Annotated in this window: 24 protein-coding genes; 23 read left to right on the top strand and 1 reads right to left on the bottom strand. The window is 63.7% G+C overall.

The annotated features are described in order from the left end of the window. The first annotated feature begins 629 nt into the window (after positions 1-629). The 19 genes from BOSE46_RS21470 to BOSE46_RS14280 all read left to right on the top strand — a co-directional run bounded on the left by BOSE46_RS21470 (position 630) and on the right by BOSE46_RS14280 (position 18927). A complete protein-coding gene (locus BOSE46_RS21470; protein ID WP_236551756.1) occupies positions 630-2261 on the top strand; it encodes a hypothetical protein in 1632 nt (543 codons plus the stop codon). An 11-nt stretch (positions 2262-2272) separates the two neighbouring features. Then, the gene (locus BOSE46_RS14195; RefSeq protein ID WP_159540856.1) at positions 2273-3715 is read left to right on the top strand and encodes a phage portal protein; all 1443 of its coding nucleotides are present in this window, start codon (positions 2273-2275) and stop codon (positions 3713-3715) included. Positions 3716-3782: 67 nt separating this feature from the next. Further along, positions 3783-4688 (top strand): hypothetical protein, encoded by a 906-nt coding sequence (locus BOSE46_RS14200; protein WP_159540857.1) that lies wholly within the window; start codon positions 3783-3785, stop codon positions 4686-4688. 58 nt (positions 4689-4746) lie between these two features. Continuing rightward, positions 4747-5361 carry a hypothetical protein gene (locus tag BOSE46_RS14205; RefSeq protein WP_159540858.1) on the top strand — a complete coding sequence of 205 codons (615 nt, stop codon included), beginning with the start codon at positions 4747-4749 and terminating at the stop codon, positions 5359-5361. Between the two features lie 12 nt (positions 5362-5373). Next, entirely contained in the window at positions 5374-5736 is a 363-nt protein-coding gene (locus BOSE46_RS14210; RefSeq protein WP_159540859.1) for a capsid cement protein, read from the top strand. A 19-nt stretch (positions 5737-5755) separates the two neighbouring features. Then, on the top strand, positions 5756-6673 hold the full coding sequence (locus BOSE46_RS14215) for a hypothetical protein (RefSeq protein WP_159540860.1): 918 nt from the start codon (positions 5756-5758) through the stop codon (positions 6671-6673). Then, positions 6673-6882 carry a hypothetical protein gene (locus BOSE46_RS14220; protein ID WP_159540861.1) on the top strand — a complete coding sequence of 70 codons (210 nt, stop codon included), beginning with the start codon at positions 6673-6675 and terminating at the stop codon, positions 6880-6882. The genes BOSE46_RS14215 and BOSE46_RS14220 overlap by 1 nt, the downstream gene beginning before the upstream one ends. Before the next feature lie 15 nt (positions 6883-6897). After that, positions 6898-7305 carry a Gp19/Gp15/Gp42 family protein gene (locus BOSE46_RS14225; RefSeq protein WP_159540862.1) on the top strand — a complete coding sequence of 136 codons (408 nt, stop codon included), beginning with the start codon at positions 6898-6900 and terminating at the stop codon, positions 7303-7305. Further along, positions 7302-7718, top strand: a complete 417-nt coding sequence (locus BOSE46_RS14230; RefSeq protein ID WP_159540863.1) for a DUF6093 family protein — start codon at positions 7302-7304, stop codon at positions 7716-7718. The genes BOSE46_RS14225 and BOSE46_RS14230 overlap by 4 nt, the downstream gene beginning before the upstream one ends. Beyond that, complete coding sequence (locus BOSE46_RS14235; RefSeq protein ID WP_159540864.1) at positions 7715-8092, top strand: hypothetical protein; 378 nt, start codon at positions 7715-7717, stop codon at positions 8090-8092. Before BOSE46_RS14230 ends, BOSE46_RS14235 begins: the two co-directional genes overlap by 4 nt. Positions 8093-8118: 26 nt before the next feature. Beyond that, complete coding sequence (locus BOSE46_RS14240; RefSeq protein ID WP_159540865.1) at positions 8119-8490, top strand: hypothetical protein; 372 nt, start codon at positions 8119-8121, stop codon at positions 8488-8490. 2 nt (positions 8491-8492) lie between these two features. Beyond that, on the top strand, positions 8493-8708 hold the full coding sequence (locus BOSE46_RS14245) for a hypothetical protein (protein ID WP_159540866.1): 216 nt from the start codon (positions 8493-8495) through the stop codon (positions 8706-8708). A gap of 1 nt (position 8709) precedes the next feature. Further along, entirely contained in the window at positions 8710-9237 is a 528-nt protein-coding gene (locus tag BOSE46_RS14250; RefSeq protein WP_159540867.1) for a hypothetical protein, read from the top strand. Positions 9238-9332: 95 nt separating this feature from the next. Next, positions 9333-9836, top strand: coding sequence for a hypothetical protein (locus tag BOSE46_RS14255; RefSeq protein ID WP_159540868.1), 504 nt, complete (start codon positions 9333-9335; stop codon positions 9834-9836). Positions 9837-9940: 104 nt separating this feature from the next. After that, positions 9941-10282, top strand: a complete 342-nt coding sequence (locus tag BOSE46_RS14260; RefSeq protein ID WP_159540869.1) for a hypothetical protein — start codon at positions 9941-9943, stop codon at positions 10280-10282. 181 nt (positions 10283-10463) lie between these two features. Then, complete coding sequence (locus BOSE46_RS14265) at positions 10464-13229, top strand: phage tail tape measure protein (RefSeq protein ID WP_159540870.1); 2766 nt, start codon at positions 10464-10466, stop codon at positions 13227-13229. Then, positions 13226-15034: a DNRLRE domain-containing protein gene (locus BOSE46_RS14270; RefSeq protein WP_159540871.1), complete on the top strand. Its 1809-nt coding sequence runs from the start codon at positions 13226-13228 to the stop codon at positions 15032-15034. The genes BOSE46_RS14265 and BOSE46_RS14270 overlap by 4 nt, the downstream gene beginning before the upstream one ends. Then, positions 15034-16182: a hypothetical protein gene (locus BOSE46_RS14275; RefSeq protein ID WP_159540872.1), complete on the top strand. Its 1149-nt coding sequence runs from the start codon at positions 15034-15036 to the stop codon at positions 16180-16182. Before BOSE46_RS14270 ends, BOSE46_RS14275 begins: the two co-directional genes overlap by 1 nt. Positions 16183-16257: 75 nt before the next feature. Then, positions 16258-18927 carry a hypothetical protein gene (locus BOSE46_RS14280; RefSeq protein WP_159540873.1) on the top strand — a complete coding sequence of 890 codons (2670 nt, stop codon included), beginning with the start codon at positions 16258-16260 and terminating at the stop codon, positions 18925-18927. A gap of 3 nt (positions 18928-18930) precedes the next feature. On the opposite strand, the gene BOSE46_RS14285 is transcribed toward BOSE46_RS14280, so the two are convergent. Beyond that, positions 18931-19107: a hypothetical protein gene (locus BOSE46_RS14285; RefSeq protein WP_159540874.1), complete on the bottom strand. Its 177-nt coding sequence runs from the start codon at positions 19105-19107 to the stop codon at positions 18931-18933. A 262-nt stretch (positions 19108-19369) separates the two neighbouring features. Here BOSE46_RS14285 and BOSE46_RS14290 point away from each other — a divergent pair, with 262 nt between their 5' ends. Genes BOSE46_RS14290 through BOSE46_RS14305 form a run of 4 tightly spaced genes read left to right on the top strand, consistent with a single transcriptional unit; the run spans position 19370 to position 22529 of the window. Continuing rightward, positions 19370-19669 (top strand): hypothetical protein, encoded by a 300-nt coding sequence (locus BOSE46_RS14290; protein ID WP_159540875.1) that lies wholly within the window; start codon positions 19370-19372, stop codon positions 19667-19669. Next, the gene (locus BOSE46_RS14295; RefSeq protein WP_159540876.1) at positions 19666-19986 is read left to right on the top strand and encodes a hypothetical protein; all 321 of its coding nucleotides are present in this window, start codon (positions 19666-19668) and stop codon (positions 19984-19986) included. Before BOSE46_RS14290 ends, BOSE46_RS14295 begins: the two co-directional genes overlap by 4 nt. Before the next feature lie 9 nt (positions 19987-19995). Then, positions 19996-20772, top strand: a complete 777-nt coding sequence (locus BOSE46_RS14300; RefSeq protein WP_159540877.1) for a head decoration protein — start codon at positions 19996-19998, stop codon at positions 20770-20772. Then, positions 20772-22529: an SGNH/GDSL hydrolase family protein gene (locus tag BOSE46_RS14305; protein ID WP_159540878.1), complete on the top strand. Its 1758-nt coding sequence runs from the start codon at positions 20772-20774 to the stop codon at positions 22527-22529. Before BOSE46_RS14300 ends, BOSE46_RS14305 begins: the two co-directional genes overlap by 1 nt. Positions 22530-22568: the final 39 nt, after the last annotated feature.

The raw sequence follows: 22568 nt of genomic DNA on the forward strand, positions 1-22568 counted from the left end.
CCCATCGACCCCTCCCCTCCCCCGCCCGAAACATAGACCGTGGGTAAGGGCTCTTTTCTCTGCGGAGGGTTCAAAGTCTTTCGAACCGTCCCGAATGCCTGCCGTCAGCGAGATGCTGAGCGGCTTTCCGTAGTGCAGCGAGATGCTGCCGAAGGAGTGATCCCGAATGGCTTCTGGTGGTGCTCGTAATCGTTCCGGCCCGCCGGCTGATGAGCGTTCCGGTCGTAGTGATCAGCGCGGCTACTCCCTGACCGCCTTGCCAGCGTCGTTCGATGGCGAGGTTCCGGCGTTCCCTCTCGCTGAGGCTTCGGTCCGTGAGCTTGAGTTGTGGGAAGAGAAGTGGCGCGGCCCACACGGTGCGGCTTGGTCGCAGCCTTCGGAGCGGTGGCGTTGGTGGGATGTGGCGTTGTGGGTTCGCACGGCTGTTCGTTGCGAAGACCCCGAGGCTCCTGCCGCACTCCTCGGCAATCTCCATCGTCTCGGTGATCGTGCTGGCCTTTCCACGGCTGGCCTTGCTGAGATGGGTTGGAAGGTTGCTGTCGATGAGACGGCTGGCAAGCGTTCCGAGAAGTCGACCACGGCAACGAAGCCGAAGTCGTCTCGTGATCGCATGAAGGTCGTCGGCGGCAGTGGCCGTTGATGACCTGACTCTGGACTTTGATCCGCTGCACACGCTCGGGTTCTTGCGAGTCGACTGGATCGAGCGGCACTGCAAGGTGCCAGGTGGCGTGTATGAGGGCGACGATCTCGCGTTCAACGGTTGGCAACTCTACTGCTCGGTGAATCATCACCGGATCGTGCCGGATGCGGTGGTCGATCCGCGCCGACTGCTGGCACCGTTTCACTACCGTCGATCAGTGGTCGTCGGGCCACAGAAGTGCGGCAAGTCTCCGTGGGGTGCCGGCGAGCTTCTCTGTGACGGCGTCGGGCCCTCGCTGTTTGCGGGTTGGGCACTCGGCGACGAGGTCTACCGCTGCGAGGATCACGGCTGCGGTTGCGGCTGGGAGTACGAATACGCTCCCGGTGAAGCGATGGGTATCCCTCGCCGCAAGTCTCTGCTGGGTCTTTTGGCCTATGCGGAGTCGCAGACGCAGAACGTGTATGAGCCGCTGCAGACGATGATCCATTCGGGTCCGCTGAGTGAGTTCGTGTTCGTCCGTGAGGGCTTCATCCGCCTTCCGAATCGCGGCAAGATCGTCCCTCTGTCGGCTGCGGCCCGTTCGAAGCTTGGCCAGCCGCTTACGGGCGGGCTTGGTGATGAGTCGGGCCTGTACACCTCGAGCAACAAGGTTCTCGACACGTGGCAGACGATGCGTCGCGGTATCGCTGCCATGCAGGGCCGGACGATCGAGCTTACGAACCCGTGGGATCCGATGGAGAACAGCGCGGCACAGCAGGCGTTCGAGTCTAAGCGGGATGACATCTTCCGGTACTACCGGAAGCCGCCCGCCGACCTGTCTTACGGGTCGAAGCGGGACCGTCACAAGATCCACGCCTACGTGTACGCCGATTCACCGTGGGTTGATCCGGCCGGCATTGACGCTGAGGCCGCTGAGCTTGTCGAGACCGACCCGACCCAGGCTGAACGGTTCTTCGGCAACAGGCTGGTTCAGGGTCTCGGCGCTTTCATCGACGATGCGTTGTGGACGCGTCAGACCCGGCTTGAGATCATCCCCGACAAGCGGATCTCGCTTGGCATGGATGGCTCGGTGTCTGGTGACTGGACAGTCATCCGCGCCGAGACAATCGACGGCCACCGCTTCACCCCAACCTATGGTCCTGACAACCGGCCCACGATCTGGAATCCGGCCGAATGGAACGGCAACATCCCACGAGGCGAAGTTGTTGCCGCCGCGGACCAATTGTTCCGCGAGTTCAAGATCGCCCGATTCTACATCGACCCGCGCCACTGGGAAACCCAGGCCGATGCGTGGGAGCTCGAGCATGGCGACGAAGTTGTGGTGCAGTGGCCGACGAACCAGATCGGGCGCATGTACCCGGCGCTGAACCGCTACCACACCGACCTTGTTGAGGATTCGACCACCCATGACGGGTGCGTCGTCACACGAACGCACGCGCTGAACGCCCGCAAGGTCGCGAAGGCCGGCGACCGGTACATCCTCGGGAAGCCCTCCGAACATCAGAAGATCGACGCCGAGATGGCTGACGTCCTCGCCCACGAAGCTGCAGCCGATGCCCGTGCTGGCGGTTGGGCGAGGATCCGCACCACCAAACCCCGCCGTATGGCCGTCATCCGCTGAGAGGAGCCGCTGTGAAGCTGAGCGACCTTTCAGACGAGGACTGGTTCAAGCGTCTGTCTGCGCGCCGCAACGCCAACACTGCGCAGATTCGCGACTGGTGGCAGCGGTACGACGGCGAACGGCTCCACTTGTGGGTGTCACGGTTGCTCGCTGAGCAGGATGACCGCTTTCCTGCGTTGACGATCAACTGGCATGAGAAGTTCATCGACACTATCGACCGGCGTTGCATCACGGAGGGTTTCCGGCTGCCTGGTTCCGATGAGTTTGACGAGGATCTGTGGAAGATCTGGCGCCGCAACGATCTGCCTGAGTTCGAGTCCGAGAACAACGTGGCTTCGCTGGTCACGGGCGTCTCGTACATGGTGGTTGGCCCGTCTGATGAGGGCGCGTTGATCACTGTGGAGTCGCCGGATCAGATGGCGATCGAGATCGACCCGCGCACCCGCAAGACGGTTGCGTCGTTGCTGTTCTACAAGTCGGATCAGAACGCGACGACCGACGACCGGGCTGTGCTGCAGGTCGCTGGCACCAATGGTTCACGGATGGTCGAGTTCGAGAACGGCAAGCCTGTCGGCGGTGGGCAGACGATGAAGTGGATGTCAGCACCGGCCAAGCTGCAGTCGTCTCCTGATGTGCCAGTGGTGCGGTTCCTGAACCGTCAACGCCAGCGTGTCGGTCGTTCCGAGCTCCGGGCCTTGGCGCCGCTCACCGATGCTGCGGACCTGATCGCCACCCACATGCTCGCCACCTCGCACTTCCATGCGATGCCGAGGATGTTGGCGATCGACGTCGCTGAGGCGATGTTCTTCAATGACGACGGCTCGATCAACCGGGACGCGGTCAAGTCGGCGACAGGCACCCTGTGGGTTGTTCCGGCCGAAGCTGACGACGATGGTAAGACGCTGCCGAAGGATGAGCAGGGTCCGACACCGGACATCAAGCAGCTTCCGGCCGCGGATCTGCGGAACTTCCACGAGAGCCTGAGCAGCTTGGGTCGTATCGGTGCTGGCTTGTGTGACATGAACCCGGCACAGTTCGGGTTCGGCGTTGCGGACAACCCCGCATCGGCGGATGGTATCCGTGCCGCGAAGGAAGACATGACGACCCGTGTTGAGCGGGTCCACGTGAGCCGTGGCGCTGGTTACGCACGAGTCATGCGCCTCTCTGCTGCTGTCGAGGGCCGCGACCCTGCCGGCATGGAGTTGCTCGAGACCATCTGGCGGGACCCGTCGAAGCCCACCAAGAGCGCGATGGCGGATGCGGCCACGAAGACTTACGCGGCCGGCATCTCAGACCTCCACCAGGCGCGTGTCGACTACGGCTACACGGCCACCACGATCGCCGCCATGGAAGCGCGAGAAGAAGCGGCCGGCGTCCGAGAGGACGACGCGTTCAACCGCGCCAACCGGCCACTGACGGACGACGGCAGTGCAGTCAACAGCGGCAACGCGTAACCAGTACCGGACCCAGCAGCGCATCCAAAAGGATGCACTCGCGGACCTACGCCGAATCTGGCGCAGGATGGGTGGTGACTGGAACACGTCGTGGCAGCGGATCAGCCCCGACGTCGTCGGTGTCGTCTCCTCCGCGCAGTTGAAGATGGCGCGAGAGTCCACTGACTACATGACGGCGTTCCTTGCTGAGGTTGATCTGGCTGATCAGCCCGTAGGCGACGTTCGACCCGCCAGTCTTGCCGGATACTCGTCAGACGGCTACCCCTTGGACGGGTTGCTGTACGGGAGCGTGGTCGCGGCGCGTGAGGCCGCAGCCGAGAAGGGTCTGAACGCCCCTCAGGCGCTCCGTGAGGGCCTGTCGTGGCTTGGTCCGGTGGTCTCGTCCCAGATAGCAGACGTGGGCCGCACGGCGACGATGCTGGGAACGGCGACCCGGTCGAATCTGACCGGCTACACCCGGTTCTTGAACCCTCCTTCATGTCAGCGTTGCGCTGTGCTCGCGGGCCGTGTCTACCGGTACTCGGCCGGGTTCCGCAGACATCCAAAATGTGACTGCGTTCACCAGCCCGCAGCCGGTGTTGATTGGGCGAAATCTGAGGGTTTCGTGTTCGATCCGACTGCGGATCTGTCGCTCATCAAGGATCTGTCTCGAGCTCAGCGGGCCGCGATCGAGGCCGGTGGCGACATCAACCAAGTCGTGAACGCCCGTCGCGGGATGTCGATGGTCGGTGAGGGCGCGAAGCGCCGGCAGATCACCACATCGGGAACGTCGGCTCGTGGCGTGTTTGGCCGTGCTGAGATTGCCCGCACTGGTCAGATCACTCGGGGCACGGCTCGCACACAAGGCGCGGTGTCGAACTATCGGCTCAGTACGACGACCACGGCCCGCCTCACCCCGCAGCAGATTGCGAAGCAGGCGCGTTCACGTGACGAGCTGGTCGCGTACCTGCGTCGCTACTCCTACATCACGTAGGCCCCAGATTTCCCCGGACGCGAGATGCCCCGGGACTGACTCCGAGACGGAGTGCATCATGGCTGAACCCACCACACCCACCCCCCAGGCTCCTGCTGCAGCGAAGCCTGCCGAACCCGCGGCCCCGGCGACACCGCCGGCCGCTGCAGCGAAGACCCCCGAGACGCCCAAAGCGCCACCGTGGGGCAGTGATGAGAACTTCAAGCCTGCAGAGGCGTGGGAGCTCATCCAGAACCTTCGCAAGGAAAAGGCCCCCGACACGTCGGCACTCGAGACGAAGGTGGCCGAAATGCAGGCATCAACAGAGGCCCGCAACAAGGCACTCGCCGAGGCTCTTGGTCTCACCGAACCCCCGAAGTCCGAAGACGCCCTGGCCGAGACGGTCAAGTCGTTGCAGGAGAAGTTCGAGGCTTCGCAGCGCGAGACCACACGGCTCCGTATAGCCGCCGAGAAGGGCGTCCCTGCGGAGTACCACCACCTCCTGACCGAGACGGACACGGAGAAGCTCACCGCCCAGGCCGAGATGGCCGCCGAGTACGCACGGCTCAAAGCCGCCGCTGCCGGCACCCCTGAGTTCCAGACCAATCCCGGTCAGGGCCAGGGCGGGGCACCCGGTTCCCCTGAGGCGCTCGCCGAAGCGGAATACGCCAAGTTCTATCCCCCTCCGAAATAGAAAGGCCATCTCATGGCTGAGTATCTCCCGGTCTACAAGCCAGGTCAGGCGTTGACGCTCAAGGCGTCGACGACGATCACGGCGCGTCAGGTCGTCGCCATCTCTGGCGTCAACACTGTCGCCCCGGCTGGTGCCGCTTCAACCGCCGTTGTCGGTGTGGCCGCGTTTGACGCGGTCCTGAACGACAACGTCACCATCTACGCCGGTGGCGTCCAGGAAGTTCTGGCGTCCGGTGCAGTCACGGCCGGTTCCCCGGTCATCGCCGGTGCAGCCGGCACGGTCGTCGCGTCCGCCACGCCTCCCGCCGGCCAGCAGGTCGGTATCGCCCTTACGACCGGAACTGACGTGGTTGTCCGCGTTCAGTTCGGCCGCTGAAAGCGAAAGGTAACCTCTCATGGCTACTTATCCTCCGCAGGGTCTCAGCTACACAGACCCGCTGCTCACTGCCTCTCGCTTCCTGGCGAACCCGTTGTTCGTCGCGCGGCGCATTCAGGAGCTCGCCGACTTGCGTTACGTCGGCAACCTGCTCCTGAGCGGTCGTCAGGAGACGACCGGTGGCGCTGTCGGCTACGAGACCGTGGAAGGCATCTTCGCTGACGCTGCCCCCGAGGTCGTCTCCCCCGGCGCTGAGTACACGATGACCACGATCAGCGACGGCCCTGCGGGTCTCGCTCGTGTCGTCAAGTCCGGCAAGGACACCCTCGTCACCGATGAGGCGATCAAGCGTCGCAACATGGACCCCGTCGAGAAGGGCCTGCGCAAGCTGGTCAACTCGCAGGGCAAGGCCATCGACGGTTCGGTCATCTCGCTCATCGCTTCGGCAGTCACCGCATCCGCGGCGGCTGGCACAGCGTGGGCGACCTCGACGACCATCCTTCGGGACATCCTGAAGGCCAAGGCCGCGATCCAGGCGAACGGTCTGGGCTACGAGCCCAACGTCCTGCTCGTCGATGACAACGCGTGGGCACTCCTCGCGTCGGATCCGACGATCGCTGCTGCGATGGCTCGTGAGGACAAGAGCAACCCGGTCTACTCGGGTCGCTTCAGCATCCTCGCCGGCCTCGAGGTCATCCCGACGAGCACGGCGAACCTGCCGGGCGCTGTCGGTACGAAGGCGTGGGTTCTGGACACGAACCAGCTGGGCTTCATCGCGACCGAGGATCTCGGTGGCGGTTACCAGCAGGCCACGGACCTCGTCCAGTCGAAGGTCATGCGTGTCGACGAGAACGACGCGTGGCGCCTGCGTGCCCGCGCGAACTTCGCGCCGGTCGTGACTGACCCGCTGGCCGGCTACGCGATCACCGGCATCTGATGTCGGCGGCTGCGAAGAAGGCCGAGTCGAAGTCTGACTCGGAGGTCCGACCGGCCAAGGGTGACTACCGCGTCACCGCACCGCTGGTCGCCGTCAAGAACGGCAAGGGCAGCGTCGTCCACCTGTTCCGTGGCGACGTTGTTCCCGAGGGGACGCAGCAGGAGTCGATCGACCACCTGCTCGACCTCGAGTACATCAGCAACAAGTAGGAAGGCGGGACGGCCATGGCTTACGCGTCAGCATCAGATGTTGAGGTAGAGCTCGGCCGTCCCGCGGTCTCCGCTGCCGAAACTGCGCAGTGGGAAGCATGGCTCGAGCGGGTGGAGCGTGCGATTCGTCGGCGCTTCACCCGTGAGGGCTACGACCTTGACGTACAGGTTGCCCTTGACGCGCCGACCGAGGAAGACGTCATCGATGTTGAGGTCGCCCGGGTCGTCGACAAGATCAACAACCCCACAAGCTCGACCTCGACCACAACTACCCGTTCGGTCGACGACGCTTCGATCTCGAACACGACCCGTCGCGAGGGTGTCGATACGGGTGAGGCTCTGACCATCACGGATGCGGAGTGGGTGTCGCTGTTGCCGGTGCGCCCGCGCCGGTCCAAGGCGTTCTCGATCCTTCCGTCATGACCGCAGATTTCGCCGCTCAGGTGGCGATCGGCCTGTCCGAGGGCCGCGCACTGGCCGAGTCGCTGATGACGGCGAGCATCACCGTGCGTTACAAGACCAGCCGCATGACACAGGATCCAGTCACCGGCAAGGAAGTCCCGGTCATGGCGGTGCGGTTCACGTCGCCGGCCAAGTTCCAGACGACAGGGTCACTCGCTACGAGCGATGTGGACTCGGGTGGCCGGCGTGTGGCTGTCGACCAGCTGCAGATCCACTACCCGGTGAGCAAGCCGCAGGTTGAGCAGGACGACGAGATCACCTGTGACACGAACCCGAACGATCCGCGGCTTGAGGGTCGCGTGTTCCTGGTTGGCGACCCGATGAACAAGACCTACGCCACCGCCACTCGCCTGAATGTGAGGGAGAAGCCGTGATCACTTTCGACACGCACGAGCTCTCCGCCCTGGCATCCGATCTGGGCAGGATGAGCGCCCGTTCCACCGGGGCGATGATCGGCGTCTTCAAGGCTGGTGGCGAGGAACTGGTGCAGACGTGGGCCGCGAATGCACGGTCGACGTCCGGTGAGCATGGCAAGCACTACCCCGACTCGATCGACTCTGAGATGCAGATCGGCAAGGACATCGTCATCGAGGTCGGCCCGAACCCCGCAAAGCCTCAGGGTGGCATGTCGTTCGAGAACGGCTCGAGGAACCAGCCGCCGCACCTTGACGGTCAGCGCGCCGCGGACACAGTGATCCCCCTGATTGACCGACGCATCGACGCAGCCCTCGCCCATCTGGGGCTCTGATGGCTGCCGACCTACAGAAGACGGCCGTGGCTGCTCTGGTAGCGGCGTGGCGTCCTGAGTCGGTCTTCGCTGGCGGTGAGGTGCCTCTCGCTCCATCGACCCCTTACAACGTGGTCTCTGCCAGTTCCGGTTCAGCGGAGAACTACAGCCTGTCAGCGCAGTTCGGCTCGCGTTCGTACCGCATCGCCGTGCAGGCATTCGGCGAAACGGCGGGCGAGGTTGACTTCGCTGTTGCGAAGGCGGACGCCGCGTTCCTCGACAAGAAGCTGACCGTCACCGGATGGGATCTCACGACCGCGCAAGTCGAGGCCGCGTCACCCCTGCTGCGTGACACCGACATCGGCGAACTGCTCTACAAGACCGTCACCTACACCCTCACCGCCTACCCCACGGAGTGATCATGACCAACTTTGTCCGCGTCCGGGACAACGAGACCGGCCACGAGTACAGCGTCGCTGAATCTCGTTTCGACCTCGAGCCCGACCTCTTCACCAAGCTCGACAAGCCCGCGACGGACCCGACCGGGGAACCGCTGCCAGCGAAGCACAAGACCACCGTGGCCAAGAAGGCTGCGGAAAACAAGGCCGCTGCGTCGGTCGACCAGAAGGAGAACTGACATGGCAGCACCTACCAAGCCCGCGCTCGTCAAGGCGTTCGGCAACGAAAGCTGGATCTTCGTCCTCACCATCGCATCGAAGACCGCACCCACCGCGGTCGAGATCGAAGCCGCCACCGGCATCAACCTGTCGTGCGCGCTTTTCGGCGACCAGGACGGCCTCTCGGGCACGACGGACAAGGTCACCCTGCCGCGGCGCTTGTGCGAGACGGTCACGTTTGAGTCGAACGGTGCCACATCGTTCTCGATGGCCGACATGGTCGTCAGCTTCGACGCTCAGGGCGCCCCGGCATCGGCCGGCAAGAAGGCATGGGAGGCACTCGTCGACAACTCGAGCGGCTACCTCGTCCAGCGTCTCGGCAAGTCCGGCACCACGGTCGTCGCTGCCGGCGACTACGTCAACGTCGTCCCGGTCCAGCTCGGCACGAAGGTTCCGACGAAGACCGGTACGGGCGCGGACGGTGTCGTCGCGTTCAGCCAGGCCGTGTCGATCACGGACACCCCGGCGTTCAACGTCGCTGTGGTCTGACCCCGGTTGTGGGAGGTCGGCCCTGCTCGGAGTCCGGCCTCCCACGCTTCACCTCTTTCTGAGCACTTCCGAGCATCCGAGCGCAGGAGTCCAGCATGGCCACCATCGAACCCCGCACCACTGTCGTCACCATCTACCAGGGCGACTACCTTGATCGCATCCGCCACCTCGAGCGCAAGTATGAGGCAGCGTTGGAGTCGGAGAAGTCGTCGTCTCGTCCGCTCGCCGCGGATGGTGAGTCGTCGACCGACATCGCCGATCAGCACGCCGAACTGGTGGCTGAGGCGGAAGTCTCGGCTCTCGACATCAAGGTCAAGGCGTTGGGTCGGCGGAAGTGGCGCGAGCTCGTAGCCGCTCACCCGCCGCGCGAGGACAGCCGCTCAGACCAAGCCGTAGGCGTCAACGAGGACACGTTCAAGGACGTCCTCATCGCAGCGTCGGTCGTCGAGCCGGACCTGTCCGAAGATGATCTGGACCAGTTGTCGGACATCGACAACGACCGGCTCTACTTCGCGGCGTTCGCGTTGAACCGGGCTGAGGCTCCGTCCCCAAAAGCGCACCTCGTCTCGCCGACGAGCACGGAGAGCGACGAGACCTAGAGATCGCGCGCAGCCTCGACACGTCGCTGCGCAGGTTCAACGGGTGGGAGCCGAAGCGCACCACCACGGTCACCGAATGGAAAGACGGCGTACCCGCCGCATGGGTGACCGAGGTCGAGCCTGAGTTCGACGTCAACGAGCGTGACAGCTGGTACGCGCTGGCTGAGTACGAAGCGGCCCTGTGCCCTCAGTGTGGGCAACTCCGGTCGATCTGTTCAGACCCCGCCACCGTGTTCCATCCGCGGCTCCACACGTGCTTCCTGACGAGTGCCCAGCAGATGCATGAACGTCGCTGGCGTCGCAAGTACGAAAAGACTGAACCCGACCGTGATGGCTGGCTGCCCACCGATGGCTCCTTCGTGTGGGTGTCAGACGATCCAGGTGAACCCGACGAGAACCCGTTCAGCGGTGACGACGATCCGCTGTCTGCGCTCCCTTCGCAATAGCGAGAACCGCCCCGCAATACAGGGTGCCGAGCGCGGCGATCGAAGCGAGGATGACCGCCCCGTTTCGCAGTAGGGCGATCGAGGCCATGGTCAGGACGAATCCGGCCATGCCGTAGTCGACCGGCTCCCACTTCCTCCACCTCATCGCCCCACCCTAAACCTTTCGAGAGGCGGTGTCTCCGTGACGAATCGCATCGTCAAGATCGTGCTGCGGGGCGACGTCTCGAATCTGGTTGCTGGTCTGAAGGTCGCATCGACTGCCACGGCGGATGCTGCGAACAGGATGACGGGTGCCTCGAAGGAGGCGACGAAGTATCGGGCGAGCTTGTCGTCTGTCGGTTCGGTCGCGGGCAAGGTCGGTCTGGTCGCTGCTGCTGGTCTTGGAGCGATCGTGGTCGCGACGGCTCGTTTCGACAAGGCCATGTCTGCGGTTCAGGCAGCGACACACGAGTCTGCCTCTTCGATGGAGACGTTGCGTGCTGCTGCGATCAAGGCCGGTGCTGACACGGTCTACTCGGCGTCTGAGGCTGCCGGTGCGATCGAGGAGTTGGCGAAGGCTGGCGTGTCGACGAAGGACATCCTTGCGGGTGGACTCTCGGGCTCGTTGAACCTGGCTGCCGCTGGCGCGATCGAGGTTGGTGACGCGGCCGAGATCGCCGCGACCGCGATGACTCAGTTCTCCCTCGGCGGCGACAAGGTCACGCACATCGCCGACCTGCTCGCTGCCGGTGCTGGCAAGGCGCAGGGTGGTGTCGACGACCTCGGCATGGCGCTGAAGCAGTCCGGTCTCGTCGCATCCCAGACGGGCCTCACGATCGAAGAGACCACCGGCACGCTCGCGGCGTTCGCGTCTGCTGGCCTGATCGGTTCCGACGCAGGTACTTCGTTCAAGACCATGTTGCAGTCGCTCACGCCGACCGGTGCGAAGGCTGCGAGCGAGATGGACCGACTCGGCATCACCGCGTATGACGCGCAGGGCAACTTCGTCGGGATGACCAAGTTCGCTGACAGCCTCAAGAACGGCCTGAAGGATCTCTCGGTCGAGCAGCAGAACGCGGCCATGAAGACAATCTTCGGCTCCGATGCTGTCCGTGCTGCCTCTGTGGTGTTCGCTCAGGGCGGCTCCGGGATCCAATCGTGGATCGACAAGGTTGACGAGTCCGGTTACGCCGCCGAGACCGCTGCGACTCGTCTCGACAATCTCTCGGGCGACCTTGAGCAGTTCAAGGGTTCGCTCGAGACTGCGCTGATCGGTGCTGGCGAAGATTCACAGGGCGGTCTCCGCGATCTGGTCCAAGGCGCCACCAACGCGGTCAACGTTTTCAATAACCTGCCCGGTCCTGTCCGATCCTCGACCGTGGCGCTTCTTGGCATCACCGCCATTCTCGGTGGCGGCCTGTGGTTCACAGCGAAGACCATTGCCGGCGTCGCAGCCATGCGCGCCAATCTGGTCGCGCTTGGTCCTGCAGGTGCTCGAGCAGCGGCTGGTATGCGTGCGGCTGGGGTCGCGGCTGCAGCGTTCGCGGCGATTGACATCGGCACCTCGCTGGCCGAATCGCTCGATGACCGCTCGACGGGCGAGATCGACAAGCTCGGCAAGAGTCTGCAGAGCCTGGCCAAGAGTGGCAAGGCGACCGGCGATCTCGCTGACCTGTTCGGCGATGACCTGCATGGCAAGTCTGTCCGCTTCGGTAAGGACATGGGCGGCATCGGTGACGCGCTGAAGTCGTTCTCGGACCTCTCCGACGACGGGGGTCTAACCGAGACCTTCACATGGCTCAAGGGTGGCGGCCCCGTTGGCAACAAGGGCGGACTGTACGCCCAGGTCGATGCCATAAAGGACATGGATTCCGCGCTGTCGCGCTTGAGTAAGAACGACCCCGAGGCTGCCGCGAAAGCGTTCTCAGAGCTGTCGAAGCGGGCTAAGGACACAGGGGCATCGGCCGCGGACATCTCGGCTGCGTTCCCGTCCATGACCGCTGCAATGGATTCGGCCGGTGATGCATCGAAGCAGACCGCTGACGAGATCACCGCGCTTGGTGGCGAGGCTGACAGTGCGGCGGGTGACGTCAAGAAGCTGAACGACGCACTGGATGGACTCCTTGATCCGTTGCTGGGTCAGGACGCCGCCATGAGTGCATGGAAAGAGTCAATCTCCACCCTGTCTGGCGAGCTCCGCAAGAACGGCAACACGCTCGACTCGAATACCCATAAGGGCCGCGAGAACCGCAACGCCATTCGCGATCGCGTAGAGGCGTTGAAGGCTTCCGTACAGGCAGACGGCGAGGCCGGCGCAACGGCTGGTGAAATGTCAGCCAAGATGCTCCGCGGCGCTGCCGGCATCCTCCGCGCTGGCGAGGCTGCGGGCATCTCGCGCGGAAAGATGAAGTCGTATCTCGCGACGCTGGGTCTGACCCCGTCGCAGATCAAGACCGTCATTCAGGCCGAGACTGGCGACGCGCTGAATAAGGTCCGCAACCTGCAGCAGTTCATCAACGGCATGCACGGCAAGACCGTGAAGATTCACATCGAGGGTGGCACCCCGGGTGGCATCACAAAGGCCAGCGGCGGCATCGTCGACTACTACGCCAATGGTGGGATTCGCGAGAACCACATTGCGCAGATCGCCCCGGCCGGTTCGATGCGCGTGTGGGCCGAACCGGAAACGGGTGGTGAGGCGTACATCCCGTTCGCTTCGTCGAAGCGGAAGCGGTCGCAGGAGATCGCACTCGAAACGGTATCTCGCCTCGGTGGCGTCGCAGCATTCGCAGATGGCGGCACCCACGGCGTGGGCGGTTCGTCCGGCGCCATGTCACTTTCTCTTGTTGGCGCTCGAGTCTCTATCGACAAGAACGGGATTGGCACCTTCGTGGACGGTCGCATCGAGGCTGCGATTTCCGGCCAGGAGAACTTCACTGCGGGACAACGACGGGCCGGTTCACGATGACGTTCACGACTCTTGCTCTCGCGTCTGATGCGTTGGTCCGAGAGAACAACCCGACCACGCCCTATGGTGCCTCCTCGTCGTCGTCGGTCAGTGGCGCCACGAGTGCCCGCCGACGCAGTCTGGGGTATTTCAATCTGCCGTTTCCGCGCGGGGTGCAGATCATCTCAGCAACGCTGACGGTGTTCCAGAAGGAGGCCGCTACGGGTGGCGCGCGGGTCATCGACGCGACACCGTTGGCGGCTGGTTATCAGGAGTCGAAGGTTACGTGGGACGACCAGCCCATCGCGGCTGGGACGGTCGGTTCGTCCCCATCGCAGGGCAATTCGGCGGTCATCGGGCGGCCATGGCCGATTGATCTGACAGCCACGATGCAGGCTGTTGCAGATGGTGCACCGTGGTACGGGTTCCGGTTGTCGTCGACGAATACGACGATTTTGCAACTGTTCGACCGCAGCGATCCCGACTTCGCTCCCGTCGTTGACATTGAGTTCGCCGATGCCCCGCAGGCGCCGACTGAGCTGGCCCCATCGTCTGCACGTTCGGTGTCGATTGCGCGTCCGACGTTGCGGTTCGACTTCTCAGATCTGACCGGTGACACGTCGATGGCGGCCCTGCAGGTGTGGATGAACCTCAGCGCCCCGTCCGTGACGCCATCGTTCGACTCGGGTGTTGTCGCTGCGGACCTTCCCGAGTATGTGCCGACGTTCGATGTGACTGTTGGTCAGGAGTGGTTCTGGCAGGCGGCTGTTCAGGATGGCGCTGGGCTCTGGTCGGATCGGTCCGAGTGGGTGTCGTTCAAGCGCACCGCGAAGCCGACTGTCGCGATCACCGCCCCGTCAACGTCGGTGTTCGAGCCGACGCCAACACTGGCGTGGACTGTGACGGGTGGGACGCAGAAGCAGTATCAGGTGTTCATCACCGACCCTGTCGATACGACGCTGGTTCTGTGGGACTCGCAGAAGCGGACCTCGACCTCGACGTCGTTGACGATGCCGAAGCTGACACCGCCCGTGCTGTCTCCGGGTGGTTCGTACCTGATGGTGTTGCGTGTGTGGGACACGGTCCTGCGCGAAGGTGTGCCGGGCGATCCGGTGTACACCGAGGTCACAAAGGCGTTCACGTTCGGCCTCTCAGGTGCTGTGACGGGCGTGTCATCACTGGTGGCGACTGGCGGCACCAGTCCGGGTATTCCGCTGACGTGGACGCGCGCCACCGCCCCCGACTCCTTCTCGGTCGTCCGTGATGGTGTCACGATCGCCACCAACCTCGACCCTACCGACCTGACCACAGGCGGCACTGGATACGCGTGGACCGACCGCGGCGCCACTCCGCGGCATGCGCACACCTACACGGTGCTCGCTGTGGTCGGCGGCCTCGCATCGCAGACCAACCCCACAGCCAACGCAACCACCACCCCGAACAGCCTCTGGGTTGTCTCCGCTGACGGCCTGCACGCTGTGGCGATTGCCAACCGCGATACGGACACGCCGCCAATTGACACCGTCGCGAGCGAGGTCTCCGAGGTTCACCGCCCGATCGGTGCCCGCAACCCGGTACTGCGGACCCAGTCGGTCTATGGCCGGGCGGGTTCAATCGCCGGTGCCCTAACCGTCCGCAGCTCGGCCGACTCGTTGGACGTGCAGCGTGCTCACTGGCGGGCGATCGTCGCGAACCGGTCCACGCCGGTGTACGTGACTGCTGTCGACACTGCGTTCCGGGCAACCCTGTACAACGTCCCCGACCACATCAAGGACGACCTCAACGATTTCGTCGATGTCGACTGTGACTACTTCGAGGTCCGCTGATGCTGGCGCTCGGTCTGCCCACCACTGAGGCGCGAGAGTACGCGTCACTGTTGGCGTCCACGTGCGAGCTGAAGACCACAGTGCAGATCCTCGACAACGAGCACAACGTCATCTCAACGGTGTCGCAGTTGCTGATGGATGGTCAGGTCAACGGCACTGTTCCCGCGTCTGGTGAGGTGTCCCGGACGGTGACGTTGACGTTCCTCGATCCGGGCCATTCGTTGGCATTGGACTCCAACTCCCCGTCTGACGGTGCCATGTATCTGGACCGCATGATTCGTGTCGTGTACTCGATGCGCGGGTCACGCTGGTTCGACGTCCCGGTCTTCACTGGTCCGATCATCAAGGTTGACCGTGACGGCGACTTCGTGAACGTTGAAGCGCACGGCAAGGAACGGTTCGCCCTCGGTGACGCGTACTCGCCTGGCACCCGGTCGGGGTTGAAGACGACCACGATCAGCGTCCTGTTGGGCATGTCTGGTGAGGTGTCCCGCTACATCAGCCTCCCGTCGTCGCGTCAGAGGTTGCCTAAGCGTTTGTCGATCGCTCGAGATTCGCAGCCGTGGGTGTTGGCAACGAAGGTTAACGCGTCGTTGACTGCTGGGCGGATCTTGTACTACGACGGCCGTGGTGTGTGCCGGTCGGTGAAGAAGCCTTCGAGGTCGTCGTTCACCGTGTCGAACAGCAACGGGATGCTGCTGTCCGACCCGCAGATTTCGTACTCGACCGATGAGATGAAGAACGTCGTGCGGGTGACGGGTGGCAAGCCGAAGGGTTCCAAGACCCCGGTGGTTGGTGTGGCGAAGGCTCCGTCGTCATCGCCGATGAACGCGTACAACATTGGCCGCAATAGCAAGCCGGTGTGGCGGGCGTTGTTCGAGGAGAATGGCGACCTTCGCACCACGGCCGCTGCGACTGCCCGCGCTCGTGACCTGCTCGAGGACTACTTGCTGCAGGTCGTGGATGTCACGTTCACATGCCTGCCCATCCCGCATCTTGAGCCGTGGGATCTGATCACGGTGAAGACGTCCGCGTTCACCCGTGTCGTGCGCGTGAAGTCGTTCTCCATGTCGTTGGTCACGGGTGGCATGACGATCGGCTACCAGACCAAGTTGACCCGGTTGCGCCGACGAGTGGGGAAGAAGTAGATGGAGTCAGGGAAGGTTGTCGCCGTTGTTGAGCGGGCCACTGGTTCCACCTTGGTGGGTGCTCACCTGGCTGGCGTGACTGACCTCGACGTCGATGACATCTACCCGTTCTCGGAGTCCGGTGGACTGCTGACGGTCGGCGCCAACACGTACACGTACCTGCCGTGGACTGAGGACGACTCACCGCTGACCCTGTCGTCACCGTTGCTGGCTGATGCCGAGGATGGCGACCCGGTCCTGTTGTCGCCGCTGTCGTTGACGAAGTACGCCACGGTGGTCCTCGGTTCCGATGACGAGCTCGAGCCTGGCGACGCGATTGAGGCGACGATTCAGCACAGTCTTGTGGCGATGTTCCCTGAGGGTATCCGCGACGATGACCAGTGCGAGACTGTCACCATCGTCGATGGTGACGACGGTTACGAAGTGTCGGACATCATCGGCCGGCCCGTCGTGTTCGACGGTGCGACCATCGACCCCGACACGGTGCCCCCCCATATCCCACCTGCCCCGTCGTCCTCCCCCGACGTGGCAACTCTGGGCGGTCTGAAGCTGATCTTCGTGAAGTGGGATGCCCTGGTGGGTGATGGCCCGTTCACGTATGAACTGCATGTGTCGACTTCGACGTTCACCCCGGTCGCTGGTGATCCTGCGACGTTGTTGGTGGAGACTCCTGCGACGATGGTTGCGGCGAAGACTCTGCCGGATGGTACGCCGTTCGTGTATGACACGGATTACTTTTTCTGTCTGATCGCGAAGACTCTGGGCGGCGTGGCTCCTGCTGGTGCGGTGGCGTCGGGTCGTATGGATCAGACGGCGTCGGGTGACCTTGCCGTGGGATCTGTGACCGCAGACCAACTCGCCGCGATCGTGACGTTCTCGACCCTGTTCCGCACGGCTGAGACGGGTCAGCGTGGCGAGTGGGACACGGACAGTTTGCGGTTCTATGACTCCGCTGACAACCTTGTGACTCGGCTGTCTGGCGATGACTCATTCTTCTCTGGTGACGCGACGATCAGCAGTCTTGAGACGCAGGCCGCGACGTTGGGTGGCGTGACGACTGGTCCTCCGGGTGGCACGTTCAAGGTCGGTTCGTCGATCGTGACTGCGCCGACCCTCGCCCTGGATCATGTGTCGGTTCCGCTGTCGCGTGTGGCGACACCGTTTGCCACGGCCACCAAATACATGACGGACACAGTCTCGACCGACTTGTGGACCTTTTTCACCTTCGGCTACACAGTCGACGACCGAGCCACCTTCGTCAACTCGACGGACGGCACCTCAGCGACGATGACGTGGTTCTCACCCTTCCCGTTCTCCACACCCCTCGCCTCGCGCAGTACCGCCATCTCTCCTACGAGGTTCTACGCTGCGGGAACGTCCGCCGGGTCGCTATACGTCATCCGAGGCGTCCGAGCGACCGGCATCGTCCCTGCGGAGTCCTACGCCAACCTCGGCGCCGCACCCGGCACTGGCGGCTATGCCACCAATGATCCGATCATCGGTTTGCAGGCTGGCACTGGTTACGTTCTTGTCGCACACCGCGTGCAGGGTGCGCAGACCATCAGCGGCCAGTCCTACGCCAACAACGAGGTCATGGTTCGCAAGTATTCGCCGTTCGCCACCGGCACCACCTTGACCATGACACTGACCCAGACCATCAAGACCGGCCTGATCGCGAACGGCCCCCTCGGCACAGTGCTGATGGACGACAACTCCGGCACGTTCGACATGCCCGCATCGGCTGGCAACAAAGCACTCGTACTGTCCGCGCCGGCAGGATTCACGGCAGGCTTCGGTGAACAGCATCGCGCTGTTGCCGTGGCGAATACCGGAGCGACCGTCACCGCCAGCGCGCTCCCGACATCGGGCGCACCCACGGCATGGTTCGGCAGCACCAACGAACGTGGCCTCTACTACGACGGCACCGCATTGTGGGGCACCGAAGGCACGGGCGATGTCGTCCGCAAATACGGCACCAGCAACGTCGTCGCGTCACCGGTCTACCACGGCTACACGTACTGGAACGGCACGCAAGAGACGATGCTGTCACCGACCGTCAACAAGGCCATCTTCGCCCGCTACAAGTCACAGTGGACCATCCCCACACTGCCCACCGGGATCACACAGGTGCGGTTGTACGAGTCCGCAGTCTCCACCCCACGGACCCGGTTCGAACGCGTCGGCACCTACACGGGTACAGCAGGATCACCCCTGACGATCCTCGCCAACCCGATCACCCCACCAGCCGGATCGGCAACCAACCCACCGCCCGCGAGCTCGAACCTCACCAATGGTTCCTCCTACCAAGTGTTCGACGACTTCGGCAACACCTGGCAAGGCGGCATCGTCAACCTGCCCGGACTGGCGACCAACGAGTCATATCAGGTCTCGCTCCCATCAACGGTCAACGTTGCGGTCACCACGAACGTCACATTGACCGGCCTGACCCAGTCGGTCACCTCCCCCGGCACCACAGCCGTGTACGACGTGAGCATCGACGCCGACGTACAAGTCGGTGTCACCGCGACGACCAACACGATCGAATGCCTCGTGGACGGCACCGCAGAGACCAAGCAACTGCTCTCAGGTGGCGTTGCGTTGTGGCGCGGATCAGCGAGTAAGACGTGGCGCATCACTGGCCTTTCGGCGGGCAGTCACACATTCAGCTTCCGGTCGAAGAACACCACCGCACAGTCCGTGAACATCAGCAGTCACACCGCCATGGTCGTCAAGCGAACCGCTTAGGCCTCACTCGCTGCGGCTGTGACTGTCTCGCGCCTTCGCATTCTCCGAGCGGATGAACGCACGGATCTTCGCCGAAGCATCAGTGCCCTCGGCCTCAGCCTGAGCCATGAATGGGTCCCAGTCCTCGTCGTCAACGCGGATGCTGCGGCGGGTCGTGCCCTTGCTTGTCACGCGGCTCATCTTGCCAGCCTGTGGGTTCACGGTGCTGCCGTGTGGTCGAGGTCGGCGCACTGAGCAGTGGCCGTGTCCGAGGGGCACCACGTCGGACGTCCGTCGAAGTGATGTGACACGACGGCCACGGCAAGGATCGCGAAGAGTGCGAGAACGCCGAGAATCCTGACGGCTGATACGTAACCACGGGGTGTCATGACACCCACAGTACGACTCGCGCTGAAGGGTGTCAAGCCACCCCCTCGACCACGACCAACCCACAGGAGTCCTCGTGTCCATCACACTCGGCAACCAGCCCGACTCGCTTCAAGTGGTCCTCACCCGGGATGCCGACTTCGTGTCCACGCTGACCAACAGCGACGGCGACTGGTCCCCCACCTGCACCATCGAACTGCGCATCGGTGACGACACGGTCTGGCCCGCAACGATCGTCGATAACGTCGCCTCGTTCGACGTCGACAAGGTTGCCGTCAACGATCTGCTCGAAGACGGCGCCACGAAGGTGCGACTGTTCTACACCGATGGCGCCGCGGACCTGTGCTGGGCGAAGGGTTCGGTGCGGCGCGCATGATCCTCGCCGCCGACACCAATGTCGTGGTGTCAACGCCTGGCATCCCGAACTTCGTGACCTCCACGCCGCACGTCCCGAACGTGGTGATCGCACCTGTCGTTGGTCCTCCCGGTGCTGCAGGCGGGGCGTTCCGCTTCACCCAGACCGTCCCCGCTTCGACATGGACGATCGCCCACAACCTCGGTCGCTACCCGGTGTTCAACCTCTTCCCGGCCGACTCTCCCAACACGCCGGTCTTCACCGACGTCACATACCCAGACGACAACACCGCCGTCGTCGAATGGCCCACCGCTGTCAGCGGCCGAGCCGAAGCATAAGGAGCAGTCATGGCAGCGAAGTTCGCAAAGGGCGTAGACCTCAACAATCAGCGGGCTATCAACCTCGCAGACGGCACCGCAGCAACCGATGGCGTCACCCTGCAGCAGTTGCAGGCGATGGTTCGTGGCCTGTCGTGGAAGGACGAGGTCCGTGCGGCATCGACCGCCAACGGCACCCTCGCATCCGCGTTCGCCAACGGTTCGACGCTCGACGGTGTCACGCTCGCGACCAACGACCGCATCCTGCTGAAGGACCAGTCGGCCGGCGCTGAGAACGGCATCTACACGGTCAACGCGTCAGGTGCGCCCACCCGTGCGGTCGACGCCGACTCCACAGCGGAGCTCGAGAACGCCACCGTGTTCGTGTCGACTGGCACCGTCAACGCTGACAAGGCATTCACACAGACCGCGACCGTCACCACACCCGGCACGACCGCGCAGACGTGGGTCCAGTTCGGTGGCGGTACCACTGTCACCGCAGGCAACGGTCTGACCGGCACCTCCACCATCTCCGTGCTGCTCGACACCGCATCAGGGCTCGTCGTCTCCGGTACTGGCCTCAAGGTCGACACCGCCGTCATGACCCGCAAGTACGCGGCCGACTGTGCAGCGACCACCAACCCGCAGACGTTCACCCACAGCCTCGGCACCAATGACGTCGAGGTCTACGTGTGGGAAGGCAACACGAAGGTGTACCCCGACATCACCAAGGGCTCAGGCACGGTCATTGTCGACTGGGGTAGCGCCCCGACTGCCTCGCAGTACCGCGTCGTGATCCAGGGCTGATGTCAGCACCGATCCGCAACGGCGTCAGCGTCCCGCCGCTGCCGACGTTCCAGCCTCGCGCTGGTCACTTCGACCCCGCAACCGGCGTCTATGTCCCGGTCGGGTGCAGGGGTCTACCCAAGTTCAACTCTGACCTCGCGAAGGTGCGGACGGGCTCGGCGACCGCCCGTGCCCAGGTCGCCCTCGCAGGCCACTCGCTCATGGCGGGTTACACGTCCAGCGTCGGCACATACGACCCAGGATCGGTCCTCCGCAAGATGCTGAGCCAGTCACTCGGCGTCAAGGCTGGCTCCGGACTGATTCCCACTTTCAACGGTGACGCGGTCGGGTTCACCGACGACTCGCGCTACTCCAAGTCCGGCACCTTCATCTGGCTCGGCAGTGCAGGGAACCTTGTGCCGTGGGCTTACGGCAGCACGCCCAACTGCTCGGTCACCCTCACCTCCAACACTCCCGGCACTGTTGTCGACATGCTCGTGTCGGATGGGTTCGGCAACCTCACCTACACGATCGACGGCTCCCCCGGCACGATCACAGTCGGTGGCACGTCCGCATACAAGCTCGTGACCGTCACGGGACTCGCGGACACCAACCACACGGTTACGGTCACCAGCGCTGCTGGCTCGGAGATCCTCGTTGGCGTCAACGTCCGCTACCCGTCCGACCTCGAGGTGCACGACTTTGGCATCGTCGGAACGTCGGCAGCGGACTGGATCGGCGGCTACAACTACGCAACGTCGCTCGGCACGATCGTCGGCATGGCTCCCTCATGTGTGGCGATCATGCTGGGCCACGCAGAGATCCAGGCGGGTACGTCCCGGGCCACGTACACGGCCAACATGCAGTCGATGATCAGCACGCTCACTGCTGCGGGTTCTGACATCATCCTGATCGGCACCATCCCGCTCGACACATACTCGGATGCTCAGTGGTTGCCATACCGTGAAGCACTGTACGACCTCGCGGACACGAACAACTGTCTCCTGGTCGACCCGTATCCGTACTTCGGCACCTACGCAGGCGGGGTCGCACTGGGCCTGTTCAACGGTGTGGACATTGCGCACCTGACGAACGCTGGCAACGCTGAGCTGATGCGCCTGGTCGCAGGCGCTTTCATGCAAGGCACCGGGAGCGGAGACCTGGCCCTGCAGAAGACGGCGAACCTGTCGGATGTCAGCGATGCTTCGGCGGCCCGCACCAGCCTTGGTCTTGGGACGGCAGCGACACAGGCGTCATCCGCGTTCCAGGCTGCTGATGCAGACCTGGCGACGATCGCCGGACTGACAGCGACAACCGGCAACATGATCCTGTCCGTTGCCAGTGCATGGGCGTCACAGACCCCGGCTCAGGTGAAGACGGCACTCGCACTCAACAACGTCGACAACACATCCGACGCGACGAAGAACTCGGCCACCGCGACCTTCACCAACAAGCGGGTCACCAAACGGATCTCCGCCCTCGCATCCGCAGCGACCATCACGATCCTCGGAGACTCGACAGACCTTGCCACAGTGACCGCGCTCGCCACGAACACCACGTTCGCTGCACCGTCCGGCACACCCACACATGGTCAAGAAATCTGGTTGCGGATCAAGGACAACGGCACCGCGCGCACCCTCACATGGAACGCGACCTTCCGCGCGATGGGCGTCACCCTGCCGACGACCACAGTCATCAGCAAGACCACGTACCTGCAGTTCATGTGGAACGCAACCGATGGCCGCTGGGACTGCCTCGACGTCAAGCAAGAAGCGTAACCGGACCACCTTCCAACCCCCTCGGAGGAATCATGAAGA

Source organism: Aeromicrobium sp. 9AM (assembly GCF_902506105.1).
Classification (GTDB): Bacteria; Actinomycetota; Actinomycetes; order Propionibacteriales; family Nocardioidaceae; genus Aeromicrobium.

Excerpts from the sequence above, each read along its gene's own strand:
- BOSE46_RS14275 (WP_159540872.1), top strand. The coding sequence starts at position 15,034 with ATGCTGGCGCTCGGTCTGCCCACCACTGAGGCGCGAGAGTACGCGTCA.
- BOSE46_RS14270 (WP_159540871.1), top strand. The coding sequence starts at position 13,226 with ATGACGTTCACGACTCTTGCTCTCGCGTCTGATGCGTTGGTCCGAGAG.
- BOSE46_RS14300 (WP_159540877.1), top strand. The coding sequence starts at position 19,996 with ATGGCAGCGAAGTTCGCAAAGGGCGTAGACCTCAACAATCAGCGGGCT.
- BOSE46_RS14225 (WP_159540862.1), top strand. The coding sequence starts at position 6,898 with ATGGCTTACGCGTCAGCATCAGATGTTGAGGTAGAGCTCGGCCGTCCC.
- BOSE46_RS14220 (WP_159540861.1), top strand. The coding sequence starts at position 6,673 with ATGTCGGCGGCTGCGAAGAAGGCCGAGTCGAAGTCTGACTCGGAGGTC.
- BOSE46_RS14255 (WP_159540868.1), top strand. The coding sequence starts at position 9,333 with ATGGCCACCATCGAACCCCGCACCACTGTCGTCACCATCTACCAGGGC.
- BOSE46_RS14245 (WP_159540866.1), top strand. The coding sequence starts at position 8,493 with ATGACCAACTTTGTCCGCGTCCGGGACAACGAGACCGGCCACGAGTAC.
- BOSE46_RS14200 (WP_159540857.1), top strand. The coding sequence starts at position 3,783 with ATGGGTGGTGACTGGAACACGTCGTGGCAGCGGATCAGCCCCGACGTC.
- BOSE46_RS14285 (WP_159540874.1), bottom strand. The coding sequence starts at position 19,107 with ATGAGCCGCGTGACAAGCAAGGGCACGACCCGCCGCAGCATCCGCGTT.
- BOSE46_RS14295 (WP_159540876.1), top strand. The coding sequence starts at position 19,666 with ATGATCCTCGCCGCCGACACCAATGTCGTGGTGTCAACGCCTGGCATC.
- BOSE46_RS14305 (WP_159540878.1), top strand. The coding sequence starts at position 20,772 with ATGTCAGCACCGATCCGCAACGGCGTCAGCGTCCCGCCGCTGCCGACG.
- BOSE46_RS14250 (WP_159540867.1), top strand. The coding sequence starts at position 8,710 with ATGGCAGCACCTACCAAGCCCGCGCTCGTCAAGGCGTTCGGCAACGAA.
- BOSE46_RS14210 (WP_159540859.1), top strand. The coding sequence starts at position 5,374 with ATGGCTGAGTATCTCCCGGTCTACAAGCCAGGTCAGGCGTTGACGCTC.
- BOSE46_RS14215 (WP_159540860.1), top strand. The coding sequence starts at position 5,756 with ATGGCTACTTATCCTCCGCAGGGTCTCAGCTACACAGACCCGCTGCTC.
- BOSE46_RS14230 (WP_159540863.1), top strand. The coding sequence starts at position 7,302 with ATGACCGCAGATTTCGCCGCTCAGGTGGCGATCGGCCTGTCCGAGGGC.
- BOSE46_RS14205 (WP_159540858.1), top strand. The coding sequence starts at position 4,747 with ATGGCTGAACCCACCACACCCACCCCCCAGGCTCCTGCTGCAGCGAAG.